This window comes from Companilactobacillus furfuricola, assembly GCF_003946325.1.
Classification (GTDB): Bacteria; Bacillota; Bacilli; order Lactobacillales; family Lactobacillaceae; genus Companilactobacillus; species Companilactobacillus furfuricola.
Map to the genome: position 1 here is coordinate 1 of NZ_RHNT01000046.1, position 16800 is coordinate 16800.

General features: G+C 39.7%; 13 protein-coding genes, 1 tRNA gene and 2 pseudogenes. 5 read left to right on the forward strand and 11 right to left on the reverse strand.

The window, feature by feature from the left end:
* The 5 genes from EKM78_RS12990 to EKM78_RS09995 all read right to left on the reverse strand — a co-directional run.
* The coding region (locus EKM78_RS12990) for a hypothetical protein (RefSeq protein ID WP_211334361.1) at window positions 1-231 on the reverse strand (231 nt) is incomplete at its 3' end.
* A 151-nt stretch (window positions 232-382) separates the two neighbouring features.
* Window positions 383-1381, reverse strand: a complete 999-nt coding sequence (locus EKM78_RS09980; protein ID WP_125771850.1) for a LacI family DNA-binding transcriptional regulator — start codon at window positions 1379-1381, stop codon at window positions 383-385.
* An 18-nt stretch (window positions 1382-1399) separates the two neighbouring features.
* Window positions 1400-2869, reverse strand: a complete 1470-nt coding sequence (locus tag EKM78_RS09985) for a UDP-glucose--hexose-1-phosphate uridylyltransferase (protein ID WP_125771852.1) — start codon at window positions 2867-2869, stop codon at window positions 1400-1402.
* A complete protein-coding gene (gene galE, locus EKM78_RS09990; protein WP_125771854.1) occupies window positions 2869-3873 on the reverse strand; it encodes a UDP-glucose 4-epimerase GalE in 1005 nt (334 codons plus the stop codon). Before galE ends, EKM78_RS09985 begins: the two co-directional genes overlap by 1 nt.
* A 32-nt stretch (window positions 3874-3905) precedes the next feature.
* On the reverse strand, window positions 3906-5072 hold the full coding sequence (locus tag EKM78_RS09995) for a galactokinase (protein WP_125771856.1): 1167 nt from the start codon (window positions 5070-5072) through the stop codon (window positions 3906-3908).
* Window positions 5073-5358: 286 nt separating this feature from the next.
* On the opposite strand from EKM78_RS09995, the pseudogene EKM78_RS10000 reads away from it, so the two are divergent.
* A pseudogene (locus EKM78_RS10000) lies at window positions 5359-7248 on the forward strand (glycoside hydrolase family 2 TIM barrel-domain containing protein).
* A pseudogene (locus EKM78_RS10005) lies at window positions 7232-8197 on the forward strand (beta-galactosidase small subunit). Before EKM78_RS10000 ends, EKM78_RS10005 begins: the two co-directional pseudogenes overlap by 17 nt.
* Window positions 8198-8355: 158 nt before the next feature.
* Here the strand turns inward: EKM78_RS10005 and EKM78_RS12760 are convergent.
* From EKM78_RS12760 to EKM78_RS10020, 4 genes are all read right to left on the reverse strand, one after another.
* Complete coding sequence (locus EKM78_RS12760) at window positions 8356-8496, reverse strand: hypothetical protein (RefSeq protein ID WP_164507297.1); 141 nt, start codon at window positions 8494-8496, stop codon at window positions 8356-8358.
* A 211-nt stretch (window positions 8497-8707) separates the two neighbouring features.
* On the reverse strand, window positions 8708-8920 hold the full coding sequence (locus EKM78_RS10010) for a hypothetical protein (RefSeq protein ID WP_125771858.1): 213 nt from the start codon (window positions 8918-8920) through the stop codon (window positions 8708-8710).
* 473 nt (window positions 8921-9393) lie between these two features.
* On the reverse strand, window positions 9394-11337 hold the full coding sequence (locus EKM78_RS10015; protein ID WP_125771860.1) for a sugar MFS transporter: 1944 nt from the start codon (window positions 11335-11337) through the stop codon (window positions 9394-9396).
* Window positions 11338-11611: 274 nt separating this feature from the next.
* Window positions 11612-13825: an alpha-galactosidase gene (locus EKM78_RS10020; protein ID WP_125771862.1), complete on the reverse strand. Its 2214-nt coding sequence runs from the start codon at window positions 13823-13825 to the stop codon at window positions 11612-11614.
* Window positions 13826-14104: 279 nt separating this feature from the next.
* On the opposite strand from EKM78_RS10020, the gene EKM78_RS10025 reads away from it, so the two are divergent.
* Window positions 14105-14476, forward strand: a complete 372-nt coding sequence (locus tag EKM78_RS10025; protein WP_125771864.1) for a hypothetical protein — start codon at window positions 14105-14107, stop codon at window positions 14474-14476.
* A 16-nt stretch (window positions 14477-14492) separates the two neighbouring features.
* Window positions 14493-14666 (forward strand): hypothetical protein, encoded by a 174-nt coding sequence (locus EKM78_RS12765; protein WP_164507298.1) that lies wholly within the window; start codon window positions 14493-14495, stop codon window positions 14664-14666.
* A 99-nt stretch (window positions 14667-14765) separates the two neighbouring features.
* Here the strand turns inward: EKM78_RS12765 and EKM78_RS10030 are convergent.
* Window positions 14766-14839 (reverse strand) — tRNA-Thr (locus tag EKM78_RS10030).
* Between the two features lie 49 nt (window positions 14840-14888).
* A complete protein-coding gene (locus tag EKM78_RS10035) occupies window positions 14889-15410 on the reverse strand; it encodes an HdeD family acid-resistance protein (RefSeq protein ID WP_125771866.1) in 522 nt (173 codons plus the stop codon).
* Window positions 15411-15529: 119 nt separating this feature from the next.
* On the opposite strand from EKM78_RS10035, the gene EKM78_RS10040 reads away from it, so the two are divergent.
* On the forward strand, window positions 15530-16207 hold the full coding sequence (locus tag EKM78_RS10040) for a metal-dependent transcriptional regulator (protein WP_125771868.1): 678 nt from the start codon (window positions 15530-15532) through the stop codon (window positions 16205-16207).
* Window positions 16208-16800 lie beyond the last annotated feature (593 nt).

A 16800-nucleotide genomic window follows, 5' to 3' on the forward strand; every position in this document is an offset into this window, starting at 1 on the left:
ACATCCTAAGTCGTAATGAATAAAGAAGAGGCTTATATGCTCATGAAAATTGGCATTGAGTATATAAGCCTCTTCTTGAATAAATGCATCAAAATAACCAAACCACGACGAGAACCATAAAATCGCCAAGAATAATTTGGCTACTGAACCCATATAGCGCCCCGCCCCTCCACCTAGATAGTAATCGATACTTCTCTCTTTTTTTGAGTTTTTCCGATATTTTGTGTTCAAATTGGCACTTTTTGATCGTCCTAGTTCTCACTTGTCTATCTCAATCTCTTCCTTAATCGTGAAGTCAAAATCAAAGACAAAAAACAAACCCAAGATCAAGGGCATCAAAAAAGCCGCTTATTGCGGCTTTTTTTCTATCTTATTTATTTACTTACTTACTGCTTTCTCTTTCTACTAAGTTAGTCCCGATCTCGATTCTTTGTGGGATTTTTCTTCCGGTTTGTAGTTGGGAGACTATTAGGTTTACTGCTGTTTCTCCCATTAGTTCTGTTTCTACGTTGACGGAGCTTAGTTCTGGGAAGACGTATGTTGCTAAGGATGTGTTGTTGAAGCTATATATTTTTACTCTTTCTGGTACTCTGATTTTGGCTGATTGGAGCGCTTTTAGGGCTCCGGCTGCCATTGGGTCGTTTGCTATGAAGAAGGCGTGTGGTAGCTTGTCTCCTAACTTTTCGATGGCTTCTTTCATCATCTTGAAGCCGGACTGACTGGTGTAGTCTCCTTGGAAGACCCAATTTGGATCATAGGCTTTGTGCTTTTCCATCGCTGTCTGGAAGGCGTACATTCTTTGATCCTTTACTTCGGTTTCTTGGTCAGTGGACATTTCGTAGCCGTGGATCATGCCGATGTCTTTGATTCCTTTGTTCCAAAAATAATCTACTACGTTTTCTACGCCTAACTTGAAATCAGTTAGGACGCTGTCGAAGCCAGCTGGGAATTGGTCGTCATCTACGAAGACTATTTTGTCTGTTAACTCGCTCATTGAAGCTACTTGACTGGGACTGAACTTTCCGATGGCAATGATCGCGTCTACGTCTGCGTCTAATTTTCCCGTGTCGCTTTGGAATATTCTCGTTACATCGAATTGTTTTGCTTGCCCTTGGCGTTCGATCCCCATTCTGATCGACATGTCGTAAAGGTCATCTTGTTCCTTTGATTCGGAATACCACTGAACGATTGCTAATTTCTTTCTTGCAACTGAGTTGTTGTGGGTCTTTCCCTTGCTGTACTGCAATTGTTCTGCTACTTTGAAAATCCGTTGTCTAGTTTCGTCGCCGACTGACAAAGTTTGATCGTAATTCAAAACTCTGGAGACCGTTGCTAACGAAACACCAACCTCTTTTGCAATATCTTTTAATGTTGTCGCCATGCAATGTCCCCCAAAAAATTAATTACTTGCTTTTAATGATTCAATAAAACGATCAAAGGCTTGTTTGTCTTGATCATCCCACTTGAAGACTCCGGCATCTTCTAGTACACGGCCGAAGACTTTGCCGACTTCTTGATCAACGATATCTTCAACGTTATCATCGGTGAAATCGTACTGTTTCTTTAGAGCATCTGCCCATGGTTGATGAATCTCTGCTATTTGATTATGACGATTCAAGAGATATTTTTCAACCTCATGTAATTCATCTTTTAAACGTGCTGGTAAAATTGCTCGACCCATAACTTCGATCAGACCAATATTTTCTTTCTTGATGTGTTGAACATCTTGATGTGGATGAAAAATTCCGTCTGGATATTTTTCTGAAGTTTGATTGTCGCGTAAGACAATGTCTAAGACATATTTATCACCACGTTTGTAGGCGATCGGTGTTGTCGTGTGATGACGTTCATCATTCGTGTATGCACGAACATCAACGCTTTCATCTGAATAATCTTTCCAGAAATTGTGGATCTCTGTGGCTGCTTCGATCAACAAATTTGGCTCTGTTCCTGTTAGGCGGATGGTTGACATTGGCCATTTAACGATTCCGGCTTCGACGCCATCGATCCCTAAGTCGATCGACTTTTCAATCGGTGCTTTCATCATTGGAAAGTCATGGCGACCACCTTGATAGTGTTCATGCGAAAGCATTGAGCCACCGACGATCGGTAGATCAGCGTTACTTCCGACAAAGTAATGTGGGAATTGTTGGACTATGTCTAACAAATTAGTGAAAGTTTGGCGATTGATCACCATGGGACGATGGATCTTGTCTAAGAAAATCGAATGTTCGCCAAAATATGCATATGGAGAATATTGGAAGCCCCAAGTGTTGCCACCGATGGTCATTCTGATAATACGATGATTACTTCTGGCTGGATAGCCTAGACGGCCTTTATAGCCTTCGTTTTCCATGCACAATTGGCAAAGTGGATAACCATTTTGTGGTTGATTCCTGGCTGCGGCAATTGCTTTAGGATCTTTTTCGGGTTTAGAAAGATTGATCGTGATCTCCAAATTACCAAAATTAGTCTTACCGACAAATTCAATATTTTTAGCGATCGCCCTAGTTTTGATGTAATCATTTTTCTTACTTAATTCATAGAAATAATTCGTGGCTTTTTCAGGATCTTCTTCGTACTTGTCCCAAAAAGTATGATTCAACTCTGATGGCAATGGTGTAACTAGGTCCATCAATTGGTCAGCCAAAATGTCCTTGTCTGACTGTGAATCCTCGATCTTGCCGTTGTTGATGGCAGTTTGGACTAAGGCTTCTGTTAAGTCGACTAGTTCGTCACTCGTAGATTCAACAGCATTGTCATCCCCAACTAGACCAAATACTTTGTTTTGAATGTAGATCTTATCCAGGCTTGAAAAATCAGATGGCGAATCAATAACTTGTTGAACGAATTTATCAACAGTTGTCATTAATCTTTGCCTCCTCGATCGTTGTACCCTTCAGGATGACTTTGCTTCCAAGTCCAAGCTGTCTTGATGATTTCTTTGACATCATCAAATTGTGGATCCCAGCCTAAGACGCTTCTAGCTTTGTCACTAGCAGCGACTAAAGTACTAGGATCACCGGCACGACGGTCTGCCATGACTGCTGGGATCGGTTTGCCAGTAACTTCACGTGCAGCGTCAAGCATTTGCTTGTTAGAGAAGCCTGTTGATGAACCGAGGTTGAAGGCATCACTGTCATTACCCTTCTTCAAATATTCTAAGGCTAAAATATGAGCATCGGCTAAGTCGACTACGTGTACGTAATCGCGGACGTTAGTTCCATCTTTTGTTGGATAGTCGTCACCAAAGATCTGTAATTGGTCACGTTCTCCAGCAGCAACTTGCAAAATGATCGGTACTAAGTGTGTTTCTGGGTGGTGGTCTTCACCAATGCTGCCATCAGCTTTCGCACCAGCTACGTTGAAGTAACGTAAAGCAACAAACTTAATGCCATAAGCTACGTCAGACCAGTGCATGATCTTTTCCATAGCTAATTTACTTTCACCGTATGGGTTAGTTGGGATTTGGGGATCAGTTTCCTTGATTGGGATTTGTTTTGGCTCGCCATATGTAGCAGCAGTTGATGAGAAGACGATCTTCTTAACATCGTGCTTGTGCATCACTTCGAGCAGCTTGACCATTCCAGCTGTATTGTTGTCGAAATACTTCAAAGGATCCTTCATTGATTCTGGAACGATCGAAAAGGCAGCAAAGTGGATCACACCTTCAACGTCTTCTTTTTCAAAAACTTGATCCATAAAGTTAGTGTCCGCAACGTCACCTTCATAAAAACGAGCTTTGTCATTAACTGCAGCGCGGTGACCTGTTACTAGGTTGTCGACCACTGCGACATCATAACCTTTTTCGATCAAACGATCGACTGTATGTGAACCAATGTATCCTGCTCCACCTAATACTAAAATTGACATATGAGTTTCCTCCAATATTGTTTTTTAAAAAATTAAGCTAGTTCTTTAGGACCATCTGAGATCTCGGCAATGTAGAAATCTGCATCATATCCAACAGCATCTTTGTATGCTTGACCGACATTTTTCTTGAAGTCAGCGACTTTGTCTTTTTCAACGATGGCAATGGCACAGCCACCGAATCCAGCACCGGTCATTCTGGCACCTAAGACACCAGGTTGTTTCCAAGCATTTTCGGCTAGTGTATCTAGTTCTTTACCAGTTACTGCGTAGTCAAAGTGTAGCGAAACGTGGGAAGCTGTAACTAAGTGACCAAAACTAGTTAAATCGTTATCAGCCAATGCTTTAGTAGCTTTGATTGTTCTTTGATTTTCAAAAACAGCGTGACGGGCACGTTTGATCAAAGTTTCGTCATTGATCAAGTATGCTGCCTCGTCAAATTGATCTTCGTTGAGATCTCCAAGCGAGTTGATGTCGAGTTTGGTTTGCAAGCGTTTCAAGGCTTCTTCACATTCAGAACGTCTCTCATTATATTTGGAATCAGCCAATTCACGACGTTTGTTCGTGTTCATGATCACGATCACGTGGTCGCCTAATTCAACTGGAGCGTATGAATAATCCATTGTATTAGTATCGAGTAAGATTGCTTGATCTTTCTTACCCATTCCCACAGCGAATTGATCCATGATCCCAGAGTTTACGCCAATGTAGTTGTTTTCATCTTTTTGACCGGCTTTGACGAGATCTAATTGGTCAATGTCTAAATTGTAGACATCTTTCAAAATTTCACCCATCAATAATTCGATCGAAGCTGAAGATGAAAGTCCTGCACCATCGGCCAAGTTTCCGTGAACAAACAAGTCGAAACCGTGGTCGAATTGATAACCGGCATCGGTTAATTCTTTGAGCATCCCTTTAGGATAATTAGTCCAACCAGCGGACTTGTCATAAGCAAGGTCGTTGATATCAAAGCTGACAACCCCTTGGTCAGGAATGTTAGCTGAATACATTTGAACGGTGGTATCGTTACGTTTGGCATAAACAGCGTAAGTTCCTAAACTGATGGCACATGGGAAAACGTGGCCACCATTGTAATCTGTATGTTCACCGATCAAATTAATTCGACCTGGTGAGAAAAAGACTCTCTCGGGTTGACTGTCATAGATCTTCGAAAATTCTTCCTTCAATTCACTGGTTTTCATAATAAAAATTCCTCCGAGTTGTTTTACTAAAATTTTATTAACTATAGTATAAAACAAATTGAACTTTTTGTAAACAGCGAAAATCCTTTTATATCAAAATTGGTAGCGTTTAACTAAAATCGACCGGAATCAACGATCATCACTGAATAATCGTTTTTTTAGAGTATTTTCGGAATTTTATTTAGTTAAATTTTAACTAAATTTCCTATACAAAAAAATTTGAATGTTTTATCATATGGATATGTAAGCGTTTTAGGCTTATTCATAAATCGGAAGGAGAATCTCTATGAAAGCTGATATTAAATGGCTCGATGACCCGGAAGTTTTCCGTGTCAACCAGTTACCTGCCCACAGCGATCATTACTACTATCAATCAAAATCTGAAATTAATCATCAAAGTAGTTACGTCCACAGTTTAAATGGTACTTGGCAATTTAATTTTGCCAAAACTCCACAGCAACGTCCACTCGATTTTTACCAAGAAGATTTTGACGCGAGTGGTTTTGATCAGATCAAAGTACCGGGACACATTGAATTGGCAGGCTATGCCCAAGTTCAATACATTAACACCTGGTACCCATGGGAAGGAAAAATTTTCCGTCGTCCCCCTTACACTATTGACCCAGATCAATTAACACCTGGGATCTTTAGTGAAGCTGACGACAATTCGGTTGGTTCATATTTGAAAAAATTCGACTTACCGGAAGGATTCGATCACAAACGCATTATTGTCCAATTTCAAGGAGTGGAACAAGCCATGTACGTCTGGTTCAACGGCCACTTCATCGGATACGCTGAAGATAGCTTTACTCCTTCAGAATTCGATCTGACACCTTACATCAAAGCAGAAAATAACGTGTTAGCAGTCCGTGTTTATAAACATTGAACGGCATCTTATTTAGAAGATCAAGATATGTTCCGCTTCTCCGGGATCTTCCGTGACGTCAATTTGTTAGCTTTACCAGCTGCTCACATTAATGACTTAGATCTTACGCCAGTTGTCAGTGACGATTTCAAATCAGGCGTGCTTAACGTAACGACTAAAATCACTGGTGAAGAAGCCGATCAAGCAACCTTAAAACTAAGTGTGACTGATCAAGATGGTCAATTATTAGCAACACAAGAACAAGCAAGTGCAAAATCAGTAACGTTTGACCAACTAGCTTTTTCAAATATCAAGCTTTGGTCACCAGACTCGCCTTATTTGTACAACCTCCAGATCGAAGTTGTCGATAAAAACGGTACAACGCTAGAAATCGTCCCTTATCAATTCGGCTTTAGAAAAGTAGAATTGCGTAGCGACAAAGTTATTTACGTTAATAACAAACGTCTCATCATTAACGGTGTCAATCGCCACGAATGGAGCGCTAAAACTGGTCGTGCCATCACGATCGACGATATGAAAGCCGATATCAAGACGATGCAAAAAAATAACATCAACGCTGATCGGACCTGTCACTATCCTGATCAGATCCCTTGGTACTATCTCTGCGATCAAAACGGCATTTATTTGATGGCTGAAAACAACCTCGAATCACACGGTACTTGGCAAAAAGCTGGTGCCATCGAACCTTCGATCAACGTACCAGGAAATAATCCTCACTGGCTAGAAGTCGTGCTCGACCGTGCAAGATCAAATTACGAACTTTTCAAAAATCACACTTCGATCATCTTTTGGTCTCTAGGTAACGAGTCATGGGCCGGTAGCGACATCGCCGCAATGAATAAATTTTACAAAGATCACGACGACTCCCGCCTAACTCACTACGAAGGCGTAGTATATCAGCCTGACCTTAAAAATAGCATATCCGATGTTGAAAGTCGGATGTACGAGAAACCCGAAAATATTGTTGAATACTTAGAAAACGATCCGCAAAAGCCATTTTTAGATTGCGAATATATGCATGACATGGGAAATTCCTTAGGCGGAATGAATTCTTATAACGATCTGGTCGATAAATATCCAATGTATCAAGGTGGCTTCATCTGGGACTTCATCGACCAAGCACTCTTCGTCAAAGATGAAATCACCGGCAAAGAAGTACTAAGATACGGTGGCGATTTTGACGAACGTCACTCTGACTACGAATTTTCTGGCGACGGACTAATGTTTGCCGACAGGACCGAAAAACCAGCAATGCAGGAGGTGAAATACTACTATGGCTTACACAAATAAGAAACTTCAAGTAGTATTCGGAGACGGAACTCTAGGATTAGGCGGCGACGACTTCCACTACATCTTCAGTTACGAACGAGGTGGCCTAGAATCACTTTTGATCCAAGGAAAAGAGTGGCTCTACCGGACACCAACACCAACATATTGGCGAGCAACGACCGACAATGACCGTGGTAGCAGTTTTTCCGTCAAATCTGCTTAGTGGTTAACAGCCGACATGTTCAGTACTTGTACAAATATCGAATTGACCGTAGATGGTAATAAGTTTGAAAAATTACCGATTGCACCGGAAAACAACAAGTATACTGGCAAAGAAACAGCCGAAACAGTCGCCATCAAGTACACTTATCAAACAAACACCATCCCAAGCACAACAGTCGACGTAATTTACACCGTAACGGCAGATGGAAAAATCAACATCCATCAACACTTCAACGGCAACTCGGAATTACCCGACCTACCTGCATTAGGATTCAGACTAATAATGCCCACCAAGGCCGACAGCTTTGACTACGAAGGACTATCAGGAGAAACCTATCCTGACCGAATGGCAGGAGCAACAAAAGGAACTTACCACGTAGAAGGCTTACCAGTAACCCCCTACATCGTCCCACAAGAATGCGGCATGCACATGGACAATAAAAAGTTGACCATCACACGTACAACCACGCAAAACAACGCCGACAACAATCCCCAACCATTCAGCCTTTCCATCACCAAAGCCAACAAAAACTTCAACTTCAGCGCCCTACCATATACAGCTGAAGAACTAGAAAACGCCACGCACCAGGAAGAACTACCTCCAGCAAGAAGAACAGTCCTAACCATCTACGGTGCAGTTCGCGGAGTCGGTGGCATAGACAGCTGGGGCACCGACGTCGAAAACAAGTACCACATAAGTGCCAAAGAAGACATAGACTTTGAATTCAACATTGAAATCAATAAATAAATCACAACAATAAAATCATCAGAATACGCAAAAGACGCTAAAAGATAATTGGAAATTATCAAAAAGCGTCTTTTTTTAACTTTAAAATTCAAAGAAACTCTGACTAATATTTATAGAACGGATTAAAGTGGCCAAAACTACGCCGAAGAATGCTAGAATTACAAATCGTTTTTATTGATGATCTTTATTTTTGCCATTTCATTCGTAAATATATCAAGAAGAGAACCATCAAATTGCTCAGTTCCAGTTAAAGTAATACTTTGAATGTCATCATCCGATTCATATTCGCTTTCAACCATCGCACAAAAGCCTCTAAAAATTTGTCCATCAATAGTAGTTACTTCTACATGTTTCCCCCAGTAACCCCCAACTTCAATTTTCTTCTTTGATCTCCCATTATTTGATGTCGGAAATCAATTCTTACAGGACTGGTCCGGTGGAACCACACTCCATTTTTTAACACATTCGTGGAAAAAATTCGCTATAAAAGGAAAAACCACATAATCGCAACTACTCAATTTCTTTTATTGATTTAATTTCGGTATCTGAAAAATTAATTGATCCGTACGGAATTTGCTCAGTACCGTCAACATCTATATTTGCAATTCCATCTGGAGAATCTACTTTTGTTTCATAAGATGTCACGTAACCAATAAAAATCTTGTTATCTGTAGTAACTATTAGGACATCTTTTCCAAAAAATGATGTAATATCTCTTGACATTTCCGACACTTCCTCCTTTTGAACATCGCAAAACAAGCAAACTTTTTAGAACGGTGAATCATAAAGATATCAGTTGATTTACTACGCTGATAATTAATTTCAAAATCGTGGTCAAAAATACCTTTGTAGAGTGACCTGTTTTGCAAAACGCTAGATTATTAAGGCTCGAACTATTTTTGATCAAATTCGGTACTATCAATAAAATCATTTTTAGTATAATCCATATCTTTCTAAGGAAATATTTTTCTTTAGAATAATTTTTATCAATAAATTTATGTGCAATCACCAACATCTAACCAAATAAAAGAGAGTGCAAGGAGATGCTCAGCTGCTGAGGATTTAGGGACTATCAGCTTCAGAGTGCTGCGAAGCAGTGCTCGCTGATAGTTTCTAAACCGGAGGCCGCTATCTCCTGGAACTCGTTTCAAATAAAAAAGCCCCCAGTCGCATCTACGGCTGAAGGCTCAAAATATTTATCTAGTACGATCGATCCCTGACATTTCACCAACAACATCTCCATGAGAAACCTCACCAGAAGTCTTAGTAAATGAAAGTGAATCTATACGATCATGGTTCGTGATAACAACCATAACAGTGTCGTCCAATCCAGCGGCAGCAATCGCAGGAGCCCAGAACTCAATAAGTTCTTGTCCAGCTTTAACCCTATCGCCCTTCTCAACATATTGAACAAACCCGGTACCACGCATATCAACAGTACCAACACCAACATGGATCAAAGTCAAAACACCGGAATTAGAACGTAAGCCAATAGCATGACGAGTAGGGAAAGTAGCCTCGACCACACCATCAAACGGAGCATAAACACCACCATCAGAAGGCTTAATAGCAAAACCTTTACCCATCTTACCAGAAGCAAAAGTCTGATCAGAAACTTGATCAAGTGGCATCAAAGTACCAGAAACAGGCATCTCATACTCAGTAGCACCAGAAGCGTCAACCTCTTCTTCGATCTCTTCCATCGATTCATCAGTATCCAAGTGCTTGTGCCATGTCTTTTCAAGTTCATTAACAATATCAGCATGCATCTTTTCATCAAGTTTAACTTTCTTGAAGAAGATAAATGTTGCAATCAATACGAGAATTGCAGGAATTCCAAACATCATTAACTTAAAAATCATTTGACCTTTAAGAGTAATATCACTAGCAGTAGCACCAGCGGTCATACCGGCAACAACAGCAGTAAGAGCAACAATTCCGTTAGCCAAAGCTCCACCTAATTTATCCAAAAGTGGACGAACTGACAATGTTAATGATTCATCACGATGTCCGAATTTCAATTGTCCGTATTCAACTGAATCACTTAATACCATTAGTACAACCAAGAAAATTAATGGTTGTGGTATGTAGAATAATGCAGCTGACAAATAAATTAACCATAATACTTTTCCGGAGAAAGTAAATAAGATCAATGCAACAATCATCAATGAAATTGCAAAGAAGAAAACCTTTCTACGGCTGAATTTTTGAGCCATTGGTGGAAATAGTAATACAGCAACAATACCGATAGCACCGTTGATCAAGGCCAGAATAGAATACTTTCCAGTTTGGCCCAAAATGTAAGTAAAGTAATAAAGTTCAAGTGAGTTAGTAATAGCAATACCAGCGGCATATAATCCATATGACAATGCCATCCACATTAATTGGTCATTACGCCCTAGAACTTTGAAGACATCTTTGAAAGATGTTTTTTCAACATTTTTACGTAATTCTGAATCATTTTCTTTTGTCCCAATAGCAACAACTAAGGCTGAAACCAAAGCTGTAATGGCAATTACTAAACCAAAAGCGAACCATCCACGGTTATCACCTTGTCCGTGATTGGAATTAACAGAGAACAACAATACGATCGGCATAACAACAACACCAACAATATTTTGTCCGATATTAGAGCCAACACGTGCATATGTGGCAGTCTTTTCACGCTCTTTAGAATCAAAGGAAATGGCAGGTATCATTGACCAGAAACCAACATCCTTAAACGAATAAAAAATATCCATTGTGATATACAAAATTGCAAATACAATCAAATAAGCAAATGGATTTGAAACATTCAAACCACCGATGCTAGTGAACAAAATAGCTAAAACAATCGAGGCGATTGTTCCACCAGCAACGATCCATGGCTTGAAATGACCCCAACGAGAATTTGTATTATCGATTGCATTACCGATCAATGGATCGATTGCCAATTCAACAATTCTCAATACCGCAATGATGACACCAATAGCGGCAATCATCTTTGCACTCTCGCCACCGCTATCTTTATCAAAAAGATGACCGGTAACGAAAATCATAAAGTAAGTAGATAACGTTGCATAGAAGGCATCATGTCCGAATGCACCAAATGAATATGATAGCCTTGAAATAATTTTATGACGTGTTGATTCCGTCTCCATACTCTTCGCCTCTCCATTCCCAATTATTAATACTTTTTTCAATACATAAAATGTAATCGTTTACAGTTAAAAAGTCAACGCCATTTTACTAAATTTTTTCTATTTTGTTAGCGTTATAACTATAATTTTTACAACTCGCACCTGCGTAAAACCCTAATTTATCAAGGGCGAAAGTTACTTTAACTTTTTAACTAAAAAATTAATTATGTTTTTATTAAAAACAGCATTAAAAAAGAACTCTTGATCAAGATATCAAAAGTTCCTTTAATTCATCTTAAATTTCTTTAGCAATCAACAAATCTGAATGGAAATCGGATGAGTAGTTACCGTCGACTTGTGCCATTTTGACAAAATAGCCTGCATTCATCAATTCATCACCATAAAATGTTTCCGACGAATCATTGACGGTGTACTGCTTGTTTGGATCTAAGCCAACGAAATATTGTCTTTGGTAAGCCACGCTTGGATGATTGAGTAGCTGATAGCGACCAACGATAGCCAAAGACTTGTCGTCTGAGACTACTTCCCAACTCGTAATATTCCCGTCTTCTTCAAAAGGACTGTCGATCCGATAAAATTTACCAAACTGGAACAAGTTGCGGTATTGCTTATAAAAATCGATCTGTTCTTTGGTTTGCTTGAGTTCTTCCTCAGAAATCTTCGTGATATCAAGCTCATACCCTAGATCACCGAAGAAAGCGACTGCGCCACGTGTTTTTAACGAGGTGATCCGACCATTTTGGTCGTTAGGTACGGCAGAAACATGAGCTCCCATCATTGAGAGTGGATATCCATAAGAAGTACCATACTGGATCTTGATCCGTTCAACTGCATCGGTATCATCGCTAGTCCAAGCTTGGGGAGCATAATACATCATCCCGAGATCAAAACGACCACCACCAGAAGCACATGACTCAAACAAAACTTCTGGAAAAGCTTTTGTCAGTTGATCATAAAGTCGATAGACTCCGAGCATGTATCGATGTGCAAATTCGGCTTGTTGCTCTGGCTTCAAGTAACGACTGAATGTATCCGTTATATTTCGATTCATATCCCACTTGATATAATCCAATTTAGTATCTGACATGATCTGACTAATTTTTTCATACAAATAGTCAACGACTTCAGGTTTGGCCATATCTAATACGAATTGATGACGACTCGGGATCAATTGTGCATTGGGATCGCCGACCATCCAATCAGGATGATCTTCATGAAGCTTAGACTTGCAAGAAATCATTTCCGGTTCAAACCAAAGACCAAACTTCATCCCTAAGTCGTGGACTTGTTGACTGAAATGCCCTAACCCATCGGGGAACTTATCCTTGTCGACGAACCAATCGCCTAACGAAGTAGTGTCATCATTTCGCTTGCCGAACCAGCCATCATCAAGGACGAACATTTCCACACCAAGAGCGTGAGCTTTGTTGACGATCGACATTAATTTTTTCTCATCAAAGTCAAAATAAGTAGCTTCCCAGTTATTGATCAAAATTGGACGTTCTTGTTTAGCAAATTTAGGCGCAACTAGATGGTCTGTGTAAAAAGCACCCATCTGTTGAGACAACTGGTTCATTCCATCTTCAGTAAAACTCATGATGGCTTCTGGAGTTTGAAAACTAGTGCCACTTTGCAAATTCCAAGCAAATTCATCAGGATTGATCCCCACCATGACCCGACTAGCGTCAAACTGATCGACCTCGACTGAATCCTTGAAATTACCAGAATAAACTAAGTTAAAGCCAAAAGCTGCCCCAGATTGTTCGTCTGTCTCGGGGCGAGCTAACATGATAAAGGGATTTTGTTGGTGACTAGAAGCTGCTCGTAAACTGCTGACGCTTTGAAGTCCAGGACGCAAGGGACTGCGGTATAAGTGGCGTTCTCGCGCCCAATTACCAGAAAATTGGATCAAGTCGTAATTGGCATCCGGCAAATCAAGTTGCGAACTATATGCAGTATTGATCTTGTAATCAGCCGCAGTCGAATTAATAAAAGTACTGCTTCTGACGATAACGTCTTGATGTGGAAAGACCGTGTAATTAAGGTCCAAATTCAAGTCAGTAATTTGATCCTTCAAGTTTAAAACTAACGTTTGCGCATCGTCATTAGTATCGTCAAATGTCGATGGCAGATCTTTAAGACGACTTTTTCCTTCTTTGATGGCAAAGTTTTGAAGTTTGAATTCAGTGATGCGGCTGCCATTTGGCTGCTCGATTGGAAAGGCAGGATAGCGATAGTCGCCTTTCCCAAAACTAGCATATTCTTGTTTGATCAGTTCTGGTTGAAAGTCTTGCATGCCCTCGCTTAATGATGGCGTGGCATCATGGATCTCTCTGGTCATTAGGTTGTCGTACGATTCTTTTTGGTGGATTTTGGGTCCGTAATAGACTTGGCCTAGTTCGCCGTTTTCTAGTTCCTGGATGATGTAACTGGTGTGGTCGGTTTGAAGATGAAATAGTGTTTTTGATTTGTTGGTTGATATGGTCATTTTGGAGTACTTATTCTTTCCTCAGTTCGCGGGACTTTGCTCCGCTCATTTTGTTTCCTGACTTACATTGCCGTTGTCTCTTTCTTTGCTTTGTTGGTTAGATAAGAATTAATTATATTTTTTCTTCTCTTGCTTTCGCTTCTGGCTTGCTCACTTGTTTTACTCGTGATCTCGCATTGTTAGCAGTGATGAATTTATTTTGTTGGTTGTTTATTTGTTGGATCCATTAGATAATTGATTTATAGGGTGCTAATTCAATTTTTCTGGTGGGAGATTGTTATGTTTGCCATTCATGATTTTATTGGTTTTTTACTTGTTTTGACTGGTTTTATTTTGGGTGTTTTCTTGCTGTTTGTTTTCTGCTCTCCTTTTCACGACTGGGTAAAGAGGCAGTCGGGGGGAGATTTGTTTTTGATTGCTTTTATTTTGTCGAATGTTTTGTCTGTTTTTACTAGTACTGGTTTGTCAGGTAGGTTATCTTCTTCGATTTTTTTGCAAATTTTGATTATTTTAATTAGTGGATTTTTGATTACTGCTGCTCTGATCTATTTTTCCAAAAAGCATTCAGTTAACTGGACTTTGGTGTTTTTGATTGCTACTCCTGTGGTGGCTTTGATTTGGATTTTATTGGAAAACTCTGTTCGGGGATAATTTGGGAGGGATTTTTATGCGACTTCGTTATTGGTATTTGCTGTCATTTGTGGTTATTTTCGTTGCGGCTTTTCTTTGGCTTTTTATTAAAGGCGAATCCACTGGCAGTGCTTTGTTTAATGGCCTAGGTATTGGTGCTTTGGGTGTTTGTTTGATCGTGCTTTTTCGTTTCTATACTAGTCGCCATTGATTTTTTCAGGAATCGGGCAATTAAAAAAGCTTGTAATCGTTGTTTAATTAACGATTGCAAGCTTCACACATTATTTGAATTAAAAGGATCATTTCTTAAAGCCATCTATCGGATTTGAACCGACGACCCCCACCTTACCATGGTGATGCTCTACCTATCTGAGCTAAGATGGCATTCACCTAGTATTTTATCAAATATGCTCATGGTGTTAAACTATTATATTTAAAAAGCTTCGATTATTTCTGCTATTCCTGTGGCAATGAAGAAGAATGACAACATGAAGACAATAAATCCCATTGCTAATACTGGATTAAAAAGCAAAATAATTGCAAATAACAAACTCAAACATGCTAAAATAACGATCAACCAATAGTAACCACGTCCGAAGAAACTATAAAATCTGGCGGTAAACAATTGGAAAATAGCATCGATCAAGAACCAAATGGCGAACATGTAAGTAATCACAACGATGCCGACTTTTAAATTAGCGATAAATAAAATCCCGACTACGATACTAACAATTGCAGAAAAAATCGCAAAACCACTACCAGTTCCCAAATACTTATTCATTTGCGAACCGAACCAAAGTTGGTAAACTCCACGAAGAATTGCGAAGATACCTAGAAATACTGTAATTGTTGATAAACTAGTCAATGGGTTTTTCATAACCAAGTAACCAACATAAACGGAAAAAATCCCAATAATAAAGCCAAACCAGTCAAATTTATGCTTAGAATCAGCTATAAATCAGCTCCCCTTTCTAACATTTTACGTCTATCACTATTTTACCATTTATTGATAGTAAAAATGAGTTATAATAAAGAAGCTAATAATATTTTTAGGCTATACGAAAGGTAAAGAAATTGTCACCTAACAAAGAAAACTATTTAAAGACAATATACGAATTAAACTACGACTTCACAAAAGTAACCAACAAAAGAATCTCAGAGATAATGAACGTCTCAGCGCCTTCAGTAACAGAAATGCTCAACTCACTGTCCAACGAAGGCTATTTAACGCACTCGCCATACAACAAAATAGTCTTAACCGACAAAGGTAAAAAAGTATCCGAGCAACTAGTAAGAACGCACAGACTATGGGAAGTATTCCTAAATCAAGACCTGAAATACCCCGTAGACTCAGTACACCACCACGCAGACATCATGGAGCATCTATCAGACAAAGACCTAATGGATCACCTAAATGACTTCCTAGGCCATCCACAAAGATGTCCACACGGTGGAATAATCCCCGGAAACGGAAACGGCGAAACCGATGCCGACGACAAACTACTAAGCATGATCGAAGACGGAGAAATAGTTCAAATAGTAAGACTATCAGACAACTACGAATTCCTACAATACTTCAACAGCTTAGGCCTAGCCATCGACGACCTAATCAAAATCCAAAAACACGAGCAATTCGACAACTCACTAATAGTCGAAAAGCAAAATGGAGACAAAGTAACCATCGGATCAAAGGCCGTCGACTACATCTTCGTGGAAAAAAGACCAAGCAGCTCCTTCAAACAAGAAAAATAAACCAAGAAAACAGCCGAAAGGCTGTTTTTTCTTTGCATAAAATATCGAAAAACAAAAAATGAAACACCGCTAAAATCAAAAGCAAGCGAAAGTACGAGAGAATCGAGCACATGAGCCAGAAATAAATAAATAGAGAAACAACACAACATCAGAACAAGGCAAGAGTGCGAGAATCGAGCACTCGAGCAAGAAGCGAAGGCAAAAAAAGAATAAAGTATTTGATCTTATCAAACCAGCCAAGAAAAGAAAGCTAGTAATAACAACGTAAGTCAGGAAACAAAATGAGCGGAGCAAAGTCCCGCGAACCGAGCAAAGAGTCAGTAATCTAGAAAGCGAATATATCCAAACAAGAAAAGGAAGCACCTACTCCCCACCAGAATAAATAAAGCCTGAGATAGACATGTGAGAAATAGGACGCGCAAACAGTGCCAATTTAATCAAAATAAATCGGTAAAACTCAAACAGAAAGGGATATGATACATACCATCTAGGTGGAGGGTCGGGGCGCTATATGGGCTCAGCCGATCGAGTAGGAGGTAGCTAGGCTACCGACCTCTCACACCACCGTACGTACGGTTCCGTATACGGCGGTT

Coding starts and splice junctions, on each gene's coding strand:
- EKM78_RS09980 (WP_125771850.1), bottom strand. CDS start 1,381: ATGGCGACAACATTAAAAGATATTGCAAAAGAGGTTGGTGTTTCGTTA.
- EKM78_RS09985 (WP_125771852.1), bottom strand. CDS start 2,869: ATGACAACTGTTGATAAATTCGTTCAACAAGTTATTGATTCGCCATCT.
- galE (WP_125771854.1), bottom strand. CDS start 3,873: ATGTCAATTTTAGTATTAGGTGGAGCAGGATACATTGGTTCACATACA.
- EKM78_RS09995 (WP_125771856.1), bottom strand. CDS start 5,072: ATGAAAACCAGTGAATTGAAGGAAGAATTTTCGAAGATCTATGACAGT.
- EKM78_RS12760 (WP_164507297.1), bottom strand. CDS start 8,496: ATGGTTGAAAGCGAATATGAATCGGATGATGACATTCAAAGTATTACT.
- EKM78_RS10010 (WP_125771858.1), bottom strand. CDS start 8,920: ATGTCAAGAGATATTACATCATTTTTTGGAAAAGATGTCCTAATAGTT.
- EKM78_RS10015 (WP_125771860.1), bottom strand. CDS start 11,337: ATGGAGACGGAATCAACACGTCATAAAATTATTTCAAGGCTATCATAT.
- EKM78_RS10020 (WP_125771862.1), bottom strand. CDS start 13,825: ATGACCATATCAACCAACAAATCAAAAACACTATTTCATCTTCAAACC.
- EKM78_RS10025 (WP_125771864.1), top strand. CDS start 14,105: ATGTTTGCCATTCATGATTTTATTGGTTTTTTACTTGTTTTGACTGGT.
- EKM78_RS12765 (WP_164507298.1), top strand. CDS start 14,493: ATGCGACTTCGTTATTGGTATTTGCTGTCATTTGTGGTTATTTTCGTT.